This is a genomic window from Proteus vulgaris (assembly GCF_023100685.1).
Lineage (GTDB): Bacteria > Pseudomonadota > Gammaproteobacteria > Enterobacterales > Enterobacteriaceae > Proteus.
Genome location: NZ_CP090064.1, coordinates 2,742,470 through 2,759,306, shown reverse-complemented (window position 1 = coordinate 2,759,306; position 16,837 = coordinate 2,742,470). Strand labels below are relative to the sequence as shown.

The 16,837-nt window shown below is 38.8% G+C and carries 14 protein-coding genes; 7 read left to right on the top strand and 7 right to left on the bottom strand.

Translation table 11 applies throughout. The features are described 5' to 3' along the window. Nucleotides 1-3: 3 nt before the first annotated feature. A complete protein-coding gene (locus LW139_RS13350) occupies nucleotides 4-1,215 on the bottom strand; it encodes an alpha-xenorhabdolysin family binary toxin subunit A (protein ID WP_109407239.1) in 1,212 nt (403 codons plus the stop codon). 211 nt (nucleotides 1,216-1,426) lie between these two features. Between LW139_RS13350 and LW139_RS13345 the strand changes: the two genes are divergently transcribed. From LW139_RS13345 to menE, 6 genes are all read left to right on the top strand, one after another. Continuing rightward, the gene (locus LW139_RS13345; RefSeq protein WP_166540722.1) at nucleotides 1,427-2,758 is read left to right on the top strand and encodes an isochorismate synthase; all 1,332 of its coding nucleotides are present in this window, start codon (nucleotides 1,427-1,429) and stop codon (nucleotides 2,756-2,758) included. Between the two features lie 352 nt (nucleotides 2,759-3,110). Then, a complete protein-coding gene (gene menD, locus LW139_RS13340) occupies nucleotides 3,111-4,805 on the top strand; it encodes a 2-succinyl-5-enolpyruvyl-6-hydroxy-3-cyclohexene-1-carboxylic-acid synthase (RefSeq protein WP_247850059.1) in 1,695 nt (564 codons plus the stop codon). Beyond that, a complete protein-coding gene (menH, locus tag LW139_RS13335; RefSeq protein WP_166540720.1) occupies nucleotides 4,780-5,547 on the top strand; it encodes a 2-succinyl-6-hydroxy-2,4-cyclohexadiene-1-carboxylate synthase in 768 nt (255 codons plus the stop codon). Before menD ends, menH begins: the two co-directional genes overlap by 26 nt. 12 nt (nucleotides 5,548-5,559) lie before the next feature. Then, complete coding sequence (gene menB / locus LW139_RS13330; protein ID WP_109407235.1) at nucleotides 5,560-6,417, top strand: 1,4-dihydroxy-2-naphthoyl-CoA synthase; 858 nt, start codon at nucleotides 5,560-5,562, stop codon at nucleotides 6,415-6,417. Further along, nucleotides 6,417-7,388: an o-succinylbenzoate synthase gene (gene menC / locus LW139_RS13325; protein WP_227335717.1), complete on the top strand. Its 972-nt coding sequence runs from the start codon at nucleotides 6,417-6,419 to the stop codon at nucleotides 7,386-7,388. Before menB ends, menC begins: the two co-directional genes overlap by 1 nt. Continuing rightward, nucleotides 7,376-8,803, top strand: coding sequence for an o-succinylbenzoate--CoA ligase (gene menE, locus LW139_RS13320; RefSeq protein WP_247850058.1), 1,428 nt, complete (start codon nucleotides 7,376-7,378; stop codon nucleotides 8,801-8,803). Before menC ends, menE begins: the two co-directional genes overlap by 13 nt. 178 nt (nucleotides 8,804-8,981) lie before the next feature. Here menE and LW139_RS13315 read toward each other — a convergent pair whose 3' ends face one another. Then, on the bottom strand, nucleotides 8,982-10,436 hold the full coding sequence (locus LW139_RS13315; protein ID WP_166540717.1) for a catalase: 1,455 nt from the start codon (nucleotides 10,434-10,436) through the stop codon (nucleotides 8,982-8,984). Between the two features lie 284 nt (nucleotides 10,437-10,720). Between LW139_RS13315 and LW139_RS13310 the strand changes: the two genes are divergently transcribed. Then, on the top strand, nucleotides 10,721-11,263 hold the full coding sequence (locus LW139_RS13310; protein WP_166540716.1) for a YfaZ family outer membrane protein: 543 nt from the start codon (nucleotides 10,721-10,723) through the stop codon (nucleotides 11,261-11,263). An 84-nt stretch (nucleotides 11,264-11,347) separates the two neighbouring features. Here LW139_RS13310 and tyrP read toward each other — a convergent pair whose 3' ends face one another. The 5 genes from tyrP to nrdA all read right to left on the bottom strand — a co-directional run bounded on the left by tyrP (nucleotide 11,348) and on the right by nrdA (nucleotide 16,803). Then, a complete protein-coding gene (gene tyrP / locus LW139_RS13305; RefSeq protein WP_166540715.1) occupies nucleotides 11,348-12,559 on the bottom strand; it encodes a tyrosine transporter TyrP in 1,212 nt (403 codons plus the stop codon). A gap of 182 nt (nucleotides 12,560-12,741) precedes the next feature. Next, entirely contained in the window at nucleotides 12,742-12,975 is a 234-nt protein-coding gene (locus LW139_RS13300) for a YgdI/YgdR family lipoprotein (RefSeq protein WP_166540714.1), read from the bottom strand. A gap of 90 nt (nucleotides 12,976-13,065) precedes the next feature. Further along, entirely contained in the window at nucleotides 13,066-13,344 is a 279-nt protein-coding gene (yfaE, locus tag LW139_RS13295) for a class I ribonucleotide reductase maintenance protein YfaE (RefSeq protein ID WP_109407229.1), read from the bottom strand. Between the two features lie 25 nt (nucleotides 13,345-13,369). After that, nucleotides 13,370-14,500, bottom strand: coding sequence for a class Ia ribonucleoside-diphosphate reductase subunit beta (gene nrdB / locus LW139_RS13290; RefSeq protein ID WP_247850057.1), 1,131 nt, complete (start codon nucleotides 14,498-14,500; stop codon nucleotides 13,370-13,372). Nucleotides 14,501-14,511: 11 nt separating this feature from the next. Then, nucleotides 14,512-16,803 (bottom strand): class 1a ribonucleoside-diphosphate reductase subunit alpha, encoded by a 2,292-nt coding sequence (gene nrdA, locus LW139_RS13285; RefSeq protein ID WP_166540713.1) that lies wholly within the window; start codon nucleotides 16,801-16,803, stop codon nucleotides 14,512-14,514. Between the last annotated feature and the right edge of the window lie 34 nt (nucleotides 16,804-16,837).

Sequence of the window (16,837 nt, the reverse complement as noted above, 5' to 3'; positions counted from 1 at the left end):
TTGTTAATTTGATGAGTAAAAAGAAGAGAGTGCATTATCAAAAGAAATAAAAATCTCTTTTGAATACCCAATAACCATATACCAAGGTGAAATGATTTTTTCTAAATAGATACTAAATTTAATGAGTTCTAATGCATTGTTTATTTTATTGAAGTTACTTATTGATGCATCTATCTCTGTTATTATGGCCTGCCAGACATATTCAATATGCTCTAATGCTATATTTGTATCTTCGATAAGTTGTTCTACATCGTCCAATTCAATATAAAGAGAATTTAAATAGAGAGATAAGTTAGTATAGATATCTATCTCCTTATTAAGGCTTTTTACTTTTTCTATTGATTCATTTCTCTTTTTGCGTATTTTTTCAGCTTTAGCGCCAAAAATACCTCCTGTAATAATAACGCCAATAATACCTGCCGCAAGTCCTGTAAAAGCAAGACCAACATAGTTTTTATACTCCTCTTTTAATATTTTAATATCCTCAATCAGTAAGTCTCGTTCATCAATGAGAGAGATATTATTACTATTATTGAATTCATTAATGAGTTTTTTTTTGTTAATGACCTCATGATAAATAGATTGATATTGTATATTTCTACTATCTTTCCCACCCATTATTTTACTTCTAAAGGTAGATAAAAGATCTTTTATTTTAAGGGTTTTATCTCGTTCAGTTTCGATATCTTGTTTCATACTTTCTAATATATGAATAAGTTGAGTCGAAATTTGTTTATCCTGATCGGTATATTTAATATTAGCCAATTCTTGATCGGAAAGATCATTGATAACAGTTGAGATTTTGGTTAATAAAGGCATTTGGCTAATAAATAAAATGATGTTTTCACCCGTAGATGTTATTTCCCTTCCCATGATTTCTAAATCAATAGCTTGTTGTTTTATTGCATATTCAATTTTATTCCATTCAAATGCATGTTCTCGGATCCGAACAAAAAGAGACAAGATATTATCAGAGGAGAGTTGTTGTATGCTTATTTCATTGTAACCAATAAAATTGATAACATCTTCTAATTTGTAAGGGAGTGAAAGTGCTTTGTTAATATAAGATTTTATCTTAATTAAATCATGAGAAGTAACAATTCCGGGTAAGCGCCCATTTTCGTTATCTATTCCGAGTATTAAGCTGAGTGCCTCTTTGGGAATATCGGGCGTTTCGATAATTTTATCTATATGTTCATAGGTGGTTGTATCCATATAACCTCTCTTATGTATAATAATTTTTTATCTATACAGCATGTTCTTAGAATGATTTGTTTACTATTTAGGATTTACAGATTAATGCTTCTACTTTGTAACATGAAAAATACAAAACTTTGATAAATGACAAAGGTTATAATTAATCAGCCCTTTGATAATTCTTATAGAGACGTATAATCTCCCTTTTAATTAGTTGTGGGTATTTGGAGTGGAAAAGGTTAATCCTGTGTTTTCGACACTGTACGAAAAAGTTAAAAAAATAAATCTGACAGCACAAGGTAATCTTTTACATTTGAAAGTCGCCTTGCCGTCAGAGGTTTCGTTCCCATTACTCTCATGGCTTGCTGCTCAAGTGTATTATCCGCAATTTTACTGGCAGCATCGCGATGAGAGTGAAGAAGTGGCAGCATGTGGGCAATTATGTTGCTTCAATCATATTCAAGACGCTCGCCAATTTTTAGCAATTCATCAGTCTGATATAAATATTGATGATGTGCGTATTTGGGGCTTAAATGCGTGGGATACCATTATTCCTGGCCGTATAGATGAGATAAATGGGGATGATGCCTATCTTTTTTTACCTAGAATTGAAATTAGGCGCCACCAGCAGCAGCTTTCTGTTCATTTAAATCTACTTGATGACGCTGATAAAAAAGACACCTTAGATTTTCTGCAAACATTAAATCAATCGCTAGATATTGAGCCTCTTTCTGTTTCTGTGACTCAAGTTAATCACTCTTTAACGCAAGAGCAGTGGACTCATTATCTTGATATTGCATTAGATGAAATTAACCAAGGCTTATTTGAAAAAGTAGTGCCAGCAAGGGCTACATGCTTAACATTAGATAATCCACTTAAAGCCATTCAATTTATGAAAGCAAGTCGTGATGTCAATCATCATTGCTATCATTATATGCTGGCATTTTCACCTTCAGATGCCTTTATGGGATCAACTCCTGAAAGATTATATAAACGTGATGAGTTGATGTTGTATACCGAAGCGTTAGCTGGAACTGTAGCGAGTTCGGATAATGAGCAACAAGCGATAGCGTTTGCAGATTGGCTGATGAATGACAAAAAAAACCAGCATGAAAATTTGGTTGTCGTTGATGATATTTGTCAACGATTACAAGGTGGTGTTGACGGTATTGATGTCTCTCCAGCTGATGTTATCCGTTTACGTAAAGTACAACATCTTCGTCGTTATATTCATGGAAAATTAATTAATTCAGATGATATTGATTGTTTAAAACGATTACAGCCAACTGCGGCGGTGTGTGGATTACCAAGAAGTGTTGCGCGCGCTTTTATTCGCAAACATGAGCCTTTTGAACGTCGTTGGTATGCCGGATCTGCAGGGTATTTATCGCTTCCTCATGCCGAATTTGCAGTAAGCTTGCGTTGTGGTGAGTTGCACGATGATACCTTGACGCTGTATGCAGGTGCGGGTGTTGTGGCCGGCTCTGATCCACAGCAAGAGTGGACAGAAATTGAAAATAAAGCGGCGGGTTTACGAACATTGCTAGAGAAAGAGAGTTAATTTTCTACTAAAAGTCTGAGTTAGGATAAATAGCATCAGCAATAATCATCATAATTTGATGAGTGTTTTTTTACAGTCAGTTATTTAGTGCTACTCTTCAAATAACCACTGCTAGTTGTTAACTAATTGATGCTATTCTTTAGCACTGTAGCGTTATTTATTCTTATTCTTAACGATAAAAAAGAGCGCTTTGAAAATAAGGCGGACAACTCGCCTAAATAATGCACTCTTTGAGTGTTTTCTTTAACGATTTATTTAACGAAAACTTCTGTTCATTGAACTAGGCTAAGGAAAAGTATTTAGGAACAGATATTATAATAGCAATTGCAGGTTTTCGTTGTTGGGATGATCAATGTCTAATAGTTCGTTTAATCGCCAATGGGCTAAAGTTATACTCGAAACTTTGACTCGTCATGGTTTACGCCATATCTGTATCGCACCCGGATCACGTTCGACTCCTTTAACACTCGCAGCTGCCGCTAATCAAAAATTAATATGTCATACGCATTTTGATGAACGTGGGCTTGGTCATTTAGCTTTGGGGTTGGCAAAAGCAACCAAAGATCCTGTTGCCGTGATTGTGACATCAGGTACCGCTGTCGCTAATTTGTATCCGGCATTAATTGAAGCGGGATTAACAGGGGAGCGTGTTATCTTTTTAACCGCAGACCGACCGCCCGAATTAATTGATTGCGGTGCAAATCAAGCTATCCGTCAGCAAGGTATTTTTGCAACGCATCCTTCACAAACACTCTCTTTACCACGACCGACAGCGGATATTCCCGCAAACTGGTTAGTTTCTACACTTGATAATGCGATGAATACATTGGTTCATGGCGCGTTACACGTTAATTGTCCTTTTGCTGAACCGTTATATGGTGATGATGTTGAAACATTAACACCATGGACTGAAGCTTTAGGGAATTGGTGGCAAAATGATAAACCGTGGTTACATGAAACTCGCTTTAATGCAGTTTCAACACATCCTCAATGGAATGAGTTACGCCAGAAAAAAGGTGTTGTGATCGCTGGGCGTATTAGCCCAGAAGAAGGTGTTGAAGTCGCAAAATGGGCATCACAATTAGGTTGGCCTTTATTAGGTGATGTATTATCCCAAACAGGGCAACCGTTACCTTGTGCTGATTTATGGTTGAATAACTCACAAGCAAAATCAAAACTCAATAATGCCGAAATCGTTATTCAATTTGGCTCAAGCTTAACAGGTAAACGTTTATTGCAATGGCAAGTGGGATGTTCTCCCAACGCTTATTGGATTGTTGACCTTATTCCGGGACGCTTAGATCCCGGCCATCATCAAGGTGAAAAATTCACATTATCACCCATGCAATGGTTAAGGGCACACCCAGCTGTTGATAATTTATCTTGGGCTAAAGCATTAACAGATATAGCTACACAAACCTATCAAAAGGTAAGTGAAATAACGAATTATTTTGGTGAAGCACAGGTTGCACATCAATTAGATAAATTACTTCCTAGTGATGGACAGTTATTTGTTGGCAATAGTCTGATAGTGAGATTAATTGATGCTTTTGCTCGATTACCACAAGGTTATCCGGTAATGAGTAACCGAGGTGCAAGTGGTATTGATGGTTTAATTTCAACCTCTGCAGGTGTTCACCGCGCGACAAAAAAGCCAACATTAACAATTTTGGGCGATTTATCGGCATTGTATGATTTAAATAGTTTAGCGTTACATCAACAAGTTTATGCACCTAATGTTATTATCGTAGTGAATAATAACGGTGGGCAAATATTTTCTATGTTACCCACGCCAGAGGCAGAACGAGAACGTTTTTACTGTATGCCTCACTCATTAAATTTCAAACATGCAGCCGCAATGTTTGGTTTGCATTATGTATCACCAACAAGTTGGGATGCACTGTTAACGACTGTTCAGGATTGCTGGACAGGGGCGCCAACAACAACATTAATTGAATTAATTGTTGATGATACTGATGGCGCAAAAACATTAAATCAGCTGGTAAAACAGGTAACATCTCATGACTTTAGCATGTCAGCGATATAATACCCATAATGAAGGGCCTTGGTTAGTTTGGTTGCATGGGCTATTAGGTGAAGGTTGTGAATGGGAGCCTGTCATTCAGGCTTGCCATGAATATCCATCACTTGTGATTGATTTGCCTCGTCATGGTGGTTCTGCATCTATCAGCGCGAAAGATTTTGTTGAAGTGAGCACTTTGTTAACAGACACTCTAAAAGAGCAAGGTATTGATCACTATTGGTTAATTGGTTACTCGTTAGGTGGCAGGATCTCGATGTATCATGCATGTTTTGGTGATACGGCAGGATTAATGGGATTGATTGTAGAAGGTGGCAACCCAGGTTTAAATGATGCAACAGAAAGGCAAAATCGCATTGCGCATGATAAATGTTGGGCTGAGCGTTTTCGTAATGAACCTATTTGTGATGTATTAACACAATGGTATCAACAACCTGTATTTGCTGATCTAAGTGATGAAAACCGACAATTATTGATTGAAAAACGTCGCCATAATGCGGGGTTTTGTATTGCAGAAAGTTTAGAGATGCTTTCTTTAGGTCATCAGCCTTGGCTAGTCTCTGAATTGCAGCAACTCACTTTGCCATTTATTTGGCTTTGTGGTGAGAAAGATAAAAAATTTCAAGCGATAGCGCAGCAATATTCGCTACCATTAACGACTATCCCGCAAGCTGGACATAATGCGCATCAGGCACAGCCAGCTGCTTATGCTGCGGTGATAAATCATGTTTTATCCCTCTTTGGTTAAAGGAACCTAATTATGCTTTACCCGAGCGAAGAAAAGTTATATGCACCGATTGAATGGCTAGATTGTTCTGAAGGTTTTGAAGATATTCTCTACCATAAATCAGTCGATGGCATTGCAAAAATTACGATTAACCGCCCGCAAGTGCGTAATGCTTTCCGTCCTTTGACAGTGAAAGAGATGATCCAAGCATTAGCCGATGCACGTTATGATGACACAATTGGTACTATCATTTTAACGGGTGCAGGTGAAAAAGCATTCTGTGCTGGTGGTGACCAAAAAATTCGTGGTGACTACGGCGGATACCGTGATGATAGCGGTACGCATCACCTGAACGTGTTGGATTTCCAACGCCAAATCCGTACTTGCCCGAAACCTGTTGTGGCAATGGTCGCTGGTTATTCTATTGGTGGTGGTCATGTGCTTCATATGATGTGTGACTTAACTATCGCGGCAGAAAACGCTATTTTTGGTCAAACAGGCCCTAAAGTGGGTTCCTTTGATGGTGGTTGGGGTGCTTCTTATATGGCTCGTATTGTTGGCCAAAAGAAAGCGCGCGAAATTTGGTTCTTATGCCGTCAATATGATGCAAAAGAAGCATTAGAGATGGGCTTGGTTAACACTGTTGTACCTTATGCTGATCTTGAAAAAGAAACCGTTCGTTGGTGTCGTGAAATGCTGGAAAACAGCCCAATGGCATTACGTTGCTTGAAAGCAGCATTAAATGCGGATTGTGATGGTCAAGCAGGCCTGCAAGAATTAGCGGGTAATGCAACTATGCTGTTCTATATGACGGATGAAGGTCAAGAAGGCCGCAACGCCTTTAACGAAAAACGTCAACCTGATTTCTCTCGATTTAAACGTAACCCATAATGCGAAACGCCAAACTCTATTCATTCAGCCTACCTGTAGATGCAGGCGTTGTTCTGCGCTATCAAAGGCTAAAAACGCGTGATGGTTTTCTTGTCTGTTTAGAGCAAAATGGCAAACAAGGATGGGGTGAGATTTCACCTCTTCCTGAGTTTAGCCGTGAAACTTTAGAGCAAGCACAAGTATCAGCGCAATCTTGGTTAACTGCGTGGTGTGCGGGTGAAAACCCTGAGCACAGTGAACTGCCAAGCGTGGCTTTTGGCCTAAGTTGTGCATTAGCAGAGCTTGAAGGCACATTGCCACTAGAGGCAAACTATCGCGCAGCTCCTTTATGTAATGGCGACCCTGATGATTTGATTTTAAGCCTTAATGATATGGAAGGTGAAAAAGTCGCTAAAATCAAGGTGGGATTATATGAAGCGGTACGTGATGGGATTGTTGTTAACCTGCTATTAGAAGCCATTCCAGACTTAAAATTAAGGTTGGATGCGAACAGAAGCTGGACACCAGCCAAAGCAGAAGGATTTGCGAAGTATGTAAACCCTGCATGGCGTGATCGTATTGCATTCTTAGAAGAGCCTTGCAAAACACCAGAAGAGTCGCTGGCTTTTTCTCAAGCAACAGGAATTAATATTGCTTGGGATGAAACAGTGCGTGATGACGGTTTTGAAGTAAAACCACAACCTGGCGTCACTACGATTGTGATAAAACCTACGCTGGTGGGAAGCCTTGAACGCTGTCAACTGCTTGTTAAACAAGCGCATGCGTTAGGATTAGATGCCATTATCAGTTCAAGTATTGAAAGTAGCTTCGGGCTGACTCAATTAGCAAGAATTGCACAGTGGTTAACACCTAATAGCATTCCGGGGCTCGATACTGTTGATTTAATCAAACAGCAACTTATTCGTCCTTGGCCAAATGTGGATATTCCACTTATCTCTCTTGAACAGCTAGAGACAGTATGGCAACAGTAGTTCCATTTAAACAATGGCCGTGGCATCACTGGGCACAATTAACCCCAAATGAAACGGCCATCATTTCAGGCAATTCGCCTATTACATGGCAACAATTAAGTTGTCATATTAATCAATTAGCGAACCATTTTATTAAGCAGGGTATTAATACTCAAAGCACAGTATTGTTACGAGGCAAAAATCATATCAATCTTGTTTTTACACTACTCGCTATTTTTCAATGTGGTGCGAAGGTTTTACCTTTAAATCCACAGCTTCCAAAATCTTTACTTGATGAATTATTACCTCACTTAGGTATTGATTTTTATGCTGATTTGAGTGAGATACCGCTAGATTTAAATGCAACATTGCTTGATCTTAGAGGTATTGAGTTAGATAACACGTCACGTCAATATAAAACTCAAACTATAAATGATGTCTTATGGGAGCCATCTCGTATGGCAACACTTATTTTGACATCAGGTTCATCAGGTTTACCCAAAGCTGCGGTGCATACTTTTGATGCGCATCTTTGCAGTGCAACGGGGGTTTTGTCATTAATACCTTTTGAAAAAGGGGATAGTTGGTTACTTTCTTTACCTCTATTTCATGTCTCTGGGCAAGGTGTTTTTTGGCGTTGGTTGTTACGTGGCGCAACTCTAGTGGTACGTGATATGCACCCTTTTGAAAAAGCGTTACAAGGTTGCACTCATGCTTCTTTGGTTCCTACACAATTATGGCGCTTCTTACAAAGTAGAACGCAACAAGATAAGCAACCTATTACCTTAAAGTCGGTTCTATTAGGGGGAGCAATGATCCCTATTGAGCTAACGCAAGAAGCAGAACATTGGGGAGTTCAATGCTGGTGTGGTTATGGTATGACTGAAATGGCATCAACTGTTTGTGCAAAACGTGCAGATGGTAAAGCAGGAGTCGGGTTTCCACTAAAAGGTAAAGAAGTTAGGTTAGTGGATGATGAACTTCAGATAATGTCTGATAGTGTCGCATTAGGTTATTGGTTTGATGGTAAATTAAAACCGCTATCGCTTACGGCTGATGGCTGGTATTCAACGCGAGATAAAGGCTGTTTTAGTGCAGATGAGTGGTGTGTTTTAGGGCGCTTGGATAATCTCTTTTTCAGTGCCGGTGAAGGAATTCAACCAGAAGATATTGAAAAAATCCTTAATACACATCCAAGTATTAGCCAATCTTTTGTGGTCCCTATTGATGATGCTGAATTTGGGCAGCGTCCAGTCGCAGTTGTGGATGCTGATATTGAAATAATCAATCAATTACCACAGTGGTATCACTCTCGATTAGCCGGATTTCAACGACCCGTTGCTTGTTTACAACTTCCTGAAAGCCTTAAGAATGGCGGAATTAAAATCTCTCGTAAACAAGTGCAAGAATGGGTGAGAGGGCAAATGTTGAAGTGATATCTATGCATTTTTCGAACTTCCCCTCAAAAATATATATAAACTTAGTTTGAAGAATGCCTATTTTTGATAATTTATTTTAATAACAGTAAATCATAAAGATTATTAGAGATAATGAAGGCGCCCGAAGGCGCCTTTCTGTTTTGCCGAGTTGCTCACAAGGCTTCTTATTATGCAGTTACTTAGCTTCTGCTTTCGCTAAAGCTTTCATTGCTTTTTCAACGCCTGCGCCATATTCAGGATGGACTTTCTTAAATAAGGCAATTTGGCGTTTTTGTGTATCTTTACTTGCCTGTATTAATTCACCCGCGATACGAGCAAACATACGTTGATGCTCTTCATCACTCAGTAATTCATACAGTGCACGAGGTTGGCTGAAATAATCTTCGTCTTCACGATGGTTCCAGTGATCTGCTGCACCTTCGATAGATAATGGTGGCTCTTTAAAATTAGGCTGTTCTTGGAACATGCCACCATTATTTGGCTCATAAGTAATACCGCTACCACTATTACCATCGACACGCATTGCACCATCACGGTGGTAATTATGGAACGGGCATTTTGGTGCATTAACTGGGATCTGATGATGGTTAACACCTAAACGATAACGGTGAGCATCACCGTAAGAGAATAGGCGACCTTGTAGCATTTTATCTGGAGAGAATCCGATACCAGGAACAATGTTAGCAGGACTAAATGCTGCTTGTTCAACATCAGAAAAATAGTTCTCAGGATTACGGTTTAATTCAAAGTAACCCACATCAATTAATGGATAATCCGCATGAGGCCAAACTTTGGTTAAATCAAAAGGATTATAAGGTACAGTTGATGCTTCTTTTTCTGGCATCACTTGAATTTGTAAATTCCAACGTGGGAAATCACCGCGCTCAATAGCATTAAATAAGTCACGTTGTGAACTTTCTCTATCTTGACCTACGAGTGTTTGTGCTTCGTCATCCATCAGGTTTTTAATGCCTTGTTGGCAACGGAAGTGGAATTTAACCCAAAAACGCTCATTATCTTTATTAATAAAGCTGTAGGTATGGCTACCAAAACCATGAATAAAACGGTAGCTTTGTGGTAAACCACGGTCACTCATATCAATGGTTAATTGGTGTAATGCTTCTGGTAAATGAGAGAAGAAGTCCCATTTGTATGCCATATTACGTAGGTTAGTTTTAGGATCACGTTTTACAACGTGGTTTAAGTCAGGGAATTTCAGCGCATCACGAAGATAGAAAACAGGGGTGTTGTTACCCACCATATCCCAGTTACCTTCTTCAGTGTAAAATTTTAACGCAAAACCACGAATATCACGTTCTGCGTCTGCGGCACCTCTTTCACCAGCAACTGTTGAAAAGCGAGCAAACATTTCTGTTTTTTTACCCACTTTAGAGAAAATTTTAGCGCGAGTATATTGTGTAATATCGTGAGTAACTTTAAATGTACCAAAAGCGCCTGAGCCTTTTGCGTGCATACGTCTTTCAGGAATAACTTCACGATCAAAGTGAGCAAGTTTTTCTAGAAACCAGACATCTTGAAGCAACATTGGGCCACGTGGGCCTGCGGTCATTGAGTTATTATTGTCTACAACAGGTGCGCCAGACGCCGTTGTTAGCTTTTTCTTTTCCATCACATATCTCCAGTTTATGAAATAGTAAACGTTCTAAAAAAATAGCATGTGTGAATAAAACGAAGCGAACAGCCTTATATTTATTATGGTTAATATTGACTGCAAATCCACTTTAACAATATTAAACTCATTAATAAAACCGATTAGACCAATAATATTGATAGACGTAACTTATTTACATAGATTGAAAATTCTACAGATTAGCTTTCAATTTTGACTCAAGTTGTTTAATAAATTTGTTGTATAATTATAAGTTAGGACAATTATTTGCTGGAGTAATAACAATGAAAAAATATTTATTGGTCGGCGCTATAAGTACATTATTTATGGCGGCAAATGCCAATGCAGTATCAATGAATATTCAAGCGGGTGAGCATTATACGGACGTTCGAGCAGGACTAGGTAATCCTAATGCGGGCCTTTCTTTTAATGGTAACTGGGCTCGTAGTGATCATGATGGTCAGTTAGGTAGCTTAGGTGCGAAGTTTGCTCTGCCTTTAGGGCCTTTTTCAGCAAGTGTTGGTGGTAAAGCGCTCTATTTATCACCAAAAAATGGTGATGATGGCGCTGCTTTAGCGGGTGGTGTTGGGCTTAATTGGGATATTTTACCTTCTTTAAGTGTTTATGGTGAGGCTTATGGCTCTCCTGAAGGATTAACGTCTGGTAGCAAATCTTATTATGAAGCCGATGTGGGCGCGCAATTAACGGTATTTAAACCATTGCATGTCAATGCAGGTTATCGTGTGATTGAAATCGAAAACTCACATAATAGAAGTAATAATAAATTAGCTGATGGGTTCTATGTGGGTGCAGGTTTAAGTTTCTAAGCAAAAACTTGCAGTAACGTTAAATAAAAAGCAGGTGTTGAACAATCAACACCTGCTTTTTTGTTGTCTGTATAAAAAATGTGATTAACCGACTTGAGGTAATAAACCAAAAGTGATGGCGACTTGAATACTGATCACAACTAAGCCACAAGTAAAGACAATGGCTAATGCACCTTTTCCACCTTTGACTTTGTATTTATCCGCGCTGTGTTGCTCTTGTCTTACTTTCCAAACTAATAAGGCAGGTAGTAGCAATGCCAAAATAGATAATGCAATAGCTGCATAAGCTAATGCTTGTACAAAGTTAGGAAAATAAAGAGCACAAAGTAAAGGCGGAACGAAGGTTAATAAGCTTGATTGCATACGACCTGTAGCACGATTACTGCGTTTAAATAGGTCAGCAAGATAATCAAATAAGCCTAGTGCAACACCAAGGAATGAGGTAGCTAACGCCAATGCAGCAAATAGGTTTACTGCAATATTGACGCGAGGCGTTGCAACGACATCGCGGATAGCGGTAAGTAGGCCATTTAAACCTGATTGTTGCGCCATAATTCCCATAAAAGTATTTGTAGGAATGGCTCCTAATGTGGCAATTTGCCATAAAATATAGGCAACAAGAGGGATTGCACTACCAATAATAAAGATAATACGTAACTTTTTAATATCGCCATTCATATAACTTACAATACTTGGCACGCTACCGTGGAAACCAAATGAAGTAAAAATAACGGGAATAGCAGAAAGAATAAGCCCGTGAGCGACTGGCATTGACGTTAAATTGACACTTTCAACGTGGGGTAGCATCACAACCAGCATAAAGATTAAGAAGAAAACTTTTGCTGTAAATAGCAGCCGATTAATCATATCAACTGATGTGGTACCAATACCTACTACAGCACCACCAATCACTGTAAAGATTATAATACCTTGAGTGACAGAGAGTTCATGACCAATCCAAGAGGATAGGGTAGATGAAAGCAATTCGCCAGCGCCGCTAATGTAAGCTGTCGTCAATGCATACATCAATAAGAGTAGAGCAAGTCCAGTGATCACTTGACCACCAACACCAAGATAACGCTTAGCGATTGAACCAAGACCAGTATGAGGATCGTTGTATTGATAAACTTCCACTAGCAAGAGCGCGGTATAACTCATTAATAACCACAGTCCTACGAGTAATAGCATAATAGTACCAAAGCCAATACCCACCGCAGCCAGTGGCATTGCCAACATGCCTGCCCCAATTGTTGTTCCTGCAACAATAAAAACACTACCTATAGTGCGATTTTTCACTAAGTCCTCTGCTCGCTAGCTATTTTATTTATATAAAATGCAGAGTATAAGAATGGTAAATACCTGTCAAATTTTAATTACGTATACTGTAATTATTTCTTTACGGAAAATAAAAAATGAATAAAAAAACGCCAATTAATAAGTATCAATTGGCGCTTAATAGAGGTGATTAATTAAGAATATTAATCGTCAAGCTCTACCATTCGTCTTATCTGCTCACGATTAATTTGTTTCAATTGCCCAGTTTCTGCATCTTTATAGGTAATTAATCCAGTTTTTTCATCTTCTTGGGGCTTATCTGTTGTTAAAATCGTTTCCCCATTTACTGTTTCTATTTTTTGTGGAGTTGAACAACCCGCAACTAATAAAAGTGATGCAGAGATAGCAACAACTGAGAAAATAGAATTTAATTTCATAATGTTTTTCCTTTTTTCATCAATGTAATTTAATTCTAGTCAATGATGGACAACAATGTTAGAAAAAAAGGAAAATTAAGATAATTCAAATCATTCAGAGCAAATTTCTATTTCAATGTCACTAATAGGATGACAGCTACAAGGTAAGATTTCATCGGGTTGGATAAATGCTAAAGGTTCATTGCGATAGCAAACCTTGCCTTTCACTAAACGTAGACGACAAGAGCCACAATAACCCTCACGGCATTGGTATTCGACTTGAACTTTCCCATGCTCTAAAGCATCAAGCAATGAAGGGTGGGCGTCAGTATGAAATTCTAGTGGTGTTGAAAGACCCTGCTGATGCAGGGTCACTTTATGAGATGCCATAACGTATCAGTGTTATTTCTCGGTATTACAGTTCAAAATTACTCAAGTCATCAGTATCAACTTGTGAATCAATTTGGCCCACAAGATAAGAACTGACTTCAACTTCTTGAGGTGCTACTTGAACGTTGTCAGACACTAACCATGCATTGATCCATGGAATAGGATTTGAGCGCGCTTTAAATGGTAATTTAAGACCTACTGCTTGCATACGAATATTGGTAATATATTCAACATATTGGCAGAGAATTTCTTTATTTAAACCAATCATCGAGCCTTCTGAGAACAGGTATTCTGCCCACTCTTTTTCTTGCTCTGCGGCTTCAACAAACAAGTCATAACATTCTTGTTCACATTCTGTGGCTATTTCTGCCATTTCAGGATCGTCTTGACCTGAACGCAGTAGATTCAGCATGTGTTGCGTACCCGTTAAGTGCAATGCTTCATCACGTGCAATCAATTTAATGATTTTAGCGTTACCTTCCATTAACTCTCGTTCAGCAAAGGCAAATGAACACGCAAAGCTTACATAGAAACGAATCGCTTCTAACGCATTTACACTCATGATACACAAATAAAGTTGTTTCTTTAATTTGCGTAAAGTCACATTAACGGTTTTACCTTGAACATGATGATCACCTTCACCATACATGTGATAAAGGTTAGTTAATCTGATCAACTCATCGTAGTAAGAAGAAATATCACGCGCACGTTTTAAAATTTCTTCATTTTCAACGATATCATCAAACACAACTGACGGATCGTTAACAATATTACGGATAATATGAGTATAAGAGCGCGAGTGAATGGTTTCAGAGAATGACCATGTTTCAACCCATGTTTCTAACTCAGGGATCGAGATTAAAGGTAAGAATGCCACGTTAGGGCTTCTGCCTTGAATCGAATCCAACAGAGTTTGATATTTTAAATTACTAATAAAAATGTGTTTTTCATGATCAGGCAGTGCATTGTAGTCAATACGATCACGAGAAACGTCCACTTCTTCTGGACGCCAGAAGAAGGAGAGTTGTTTTTCAATTAGCTTTTCAAAAATAGGGTATTTTTGCTGATCATAACGCGCTACGTTAACAGGCTGCCCAAAAAACATGGGCTCCTGAAGTTGATCATTTTTAACTTGTGAAAAAGTAGTATAGGACATAGCTTCCTCAATTAAATTTTACACGCGCCGCCTTCACAATCTGAATCTTCAGTCTCAACGACTTCTTCCAGATCACCCTGTACATCATCTGCACCATCACGGGTGTTGTGATAATAAAGTGTTTTCACACCATATTTGTAAGCGAGCAGCAAATCTTTCAGCAGCTGGTTCATTGGAACCTTACCGCTAGGGAAACGAGTAGGATCGTAGTTAGTGTTCGCTGAAATCGCTTGGTCAACGAATTTTTGCATAATGCCCACTAACTGCAAATAACCTTCAATACTTGGCATTTGCCACAGTAATTCATAAGCGCCTTTCAAACGCTCATACTCAGGAACCACTTGACGTAAAATACCGTCTTTAGAGGCTTTAATACTGATATAACCACGAGGTGGCTCGATACCATTGGTTGCATTCGAAATCTGAGAAGAGGTTTCTGATGGCATCAGTGCAGACAATGTTGAGTTACGTAAGCCGTGCTCTTTAATGTCTTTGCGTAAGCCTTCCCAGTCGTAATGCAGAGGTTCTTTTGTCAGAACATCTAATGATTTTTTATAGGTATCAATAGGTAAAATACCTTCAGCATAAGTGGTTTCATTAAACCATGGGCATGCGCCTTGTTCTTTTGCTAATTCATTAGATGCTTTTAATAAATAATATTGAATTGCTTCAAATGCACGATGAGTTAAGTTATTTGCACTGCCGTCAGAGTAGCGAACACCGTGTTTAGCTAAGTAATAAGCAAAGTTAATAACACCAATACCTAAGGTACGACGGCCCATTGCGCCTTGTTTAGCGGCTAAGATTGGATAATCTTGGTAATCTAATAGCGCATCCAGTGAGCGAACAGCTAAACGAGCTAGCTCTTCTAAATCATCAAGATTTTCAATTGCGCCTAAGTTAAAGGCTGACAAGGTACAGAGTGCAATTTCACCATTAGGATCTTTAATATCGTTTAATGGTTTAGTAGGTAGTGCAATTTCTAAACACAGGTTTGATTGGCGGATAGGTGCAATAGCCGGATCAAATGGGCTGTGTGTATTACAGTGGTCAACATTTTGAATGTAAATACGGCCCGTAGATGCACGCTCTTGCATCATTAATGAGAATAACTCAACCGCTTTAACTTGTTTTTGGCGGATGCTCTTATCTTTCTCATATTGTACATATAAGCGTTCAAATTCATCTTGATCGGCAAAGAAAGCATCATATAAACCAGGAACATCAGAAGGGCTGAATAAGGTAATATCCTGGCCTTTGATTAAACGTTCATACATTAATTTGTTTAATTGCACACCGTAATCTAAATGACGAACACGGTTATCATCAACACCACGATTGTTTTTCAGTACCAGCAGGCTTTCAACTTCTAAATGCCACAAAGGGTAGAACAGTGTGGCAGCGCCACCACGAACACCACCTTGCGAGCAAGATTTTACCGCAGTTTGGAAGTGTTTGTAGAAAGGAATACAACCTGTATGAAACGCTTCGCCATTACGAATAGCACTGCCTAATGCACGAATACGACCTGCATTGATACCAATACCCGCACGTTGAGAAACGTATTTTACAATAGCGCTTGATGTTGCATTGATAGAATCAAGGCTATCGTCACACTCAATTAATACACAAGAGCTAAATTGACGAGTTGGTGTTCTGACGCCAGCCATAATTGGCGTTGGTAATGAGATTTTGAAAGTAGAAATCGCATTATAAAAGCGTTCGATATAGTCCATACGTGTTGCTTGTGGATAACGAGAGAACAAGCAAGCTGCAACTAAAACATATAAAAATTGTGCACTTTCGTAAATTTCGCCAGTAATACGGTTTTGAACGAAATATTTACCCTCTAGCTGTTTAACCGCAGCATAAGAGAAGTTCATATCACGTTGATGAACAACAAAGTTATTCATCTGCTCAAATTCTTCTTGGGTGTAATCTTCAAGAAGATGACGGTCGTATTTGCCTAGATCAACTAATTTTTTAACGTGCTCATAGAGCGTTGGTGGCTCAAATTGGCCATAGGCTTTTTTACGTAAGTTAAATACGGCAAGACGGGCAGCAAGATATTGATAATCAGGAGTTTCACCTGAAATTAAGTCTGCAGCAGCTTTTACCAGTGTTTCATGGATATCAGCAGTTTTGATACCATCATAAAACTGAATCTGAGAACGTAATTCAACTTGAGATACAGAGACATTTTCTAGGCCTTCAGCGGCCCAGGCGATTACACGGTGAATTTTGTCTAAGTCAATGCGTTCTTTATGACCATCACGTTTTGTGACGAGCAGGCTGTGATTCATGAGCGATGCACCTTTCTTGCATTAGTGCTACCTG

Excerpts from the sequence above, each read along its gene's own strand:
- LW139_RS13315 (WP_166540717.1), bottom strand. The coding sequence starts at position 10,436 with ATGGAAAAGAAAAAGCTAACAACGGCGTCTGGCGCACCTGTTGTAGAC.
- LW139_RS13350 (WP_109407239.1), bottom strand. The coding sequence starts at position 1,215 with ATGGATACAACCACCTATGAACATATAGATAAAATTATCGAAACGCCC.
- yfaE (WP_109407229.1), bottom strand. The coding sequence starts at position 13,344 with ATGGCATCTCATAAAGTGACCCTGCATCAGCAGGGTCTTTCAACACCA.
- menB (WP_109407235.1), top strand. The coding sequence starts at position 5,560 with ATGCTTTACCCGAGCGAAGAAAAGTTATATGCACCGATTGAATGGCTA.
- LW139_RS13300 (WP_166540714.1), bottom strand. The coding sequence starts at position 12,975 with ATGAAATTAAATTCTATTTTCTCAGTTGTTGCTATCTCTGCATCACTT.
- menE (WP_247850058.1), top strand. The coding sequence starts at position 7,376 with ATGGCAACAGTAGTTCCATTTAAACAATGGCCGTGGCATCACTGGGCA.
- menD (WP_247850059.1), top strand. The coding sequence starts at position 3,111 with ATGTCTAATAGTTCGTTTAATCGCCAATGGGCTAAAGTTATACTCGAA.
- menC (WP_227335717.1), top strand. The coding sequence starts at position 6,417 with ATGCGAAACGCCAAACTCTATTCATTCAGCCTACCTGTAGATGCAGGC.
- menH (WP_166540720.1), top strand. The coding sequence starts at position 4,780 with ATGACTTTAGCATGTCAGCGATATAATACCCATAATGAAGGGCCTTGG.
- LW139_RS13310 (WP_166540716.1), top strand. The coding sequence starts at position 10,721 with ATGAAAAAATATTTATTGGTCGGCGCTATAAGTACATTATTTATGGCG.
- nrdB (WP_247850057.1), bottom strand. The coding sequence starts at position 14,500 with ATGTCCTATACTACTTTTTCACAAGTTAAAAATGATCAACTTCAGGAG.
- nrdA (WP_166540713.1), bottom strand. The coding sequence starts at position 16,803 with ATGAATCACAGCCTGCTCGTCACAAAACGTGATGGTCATAAAGAACGC.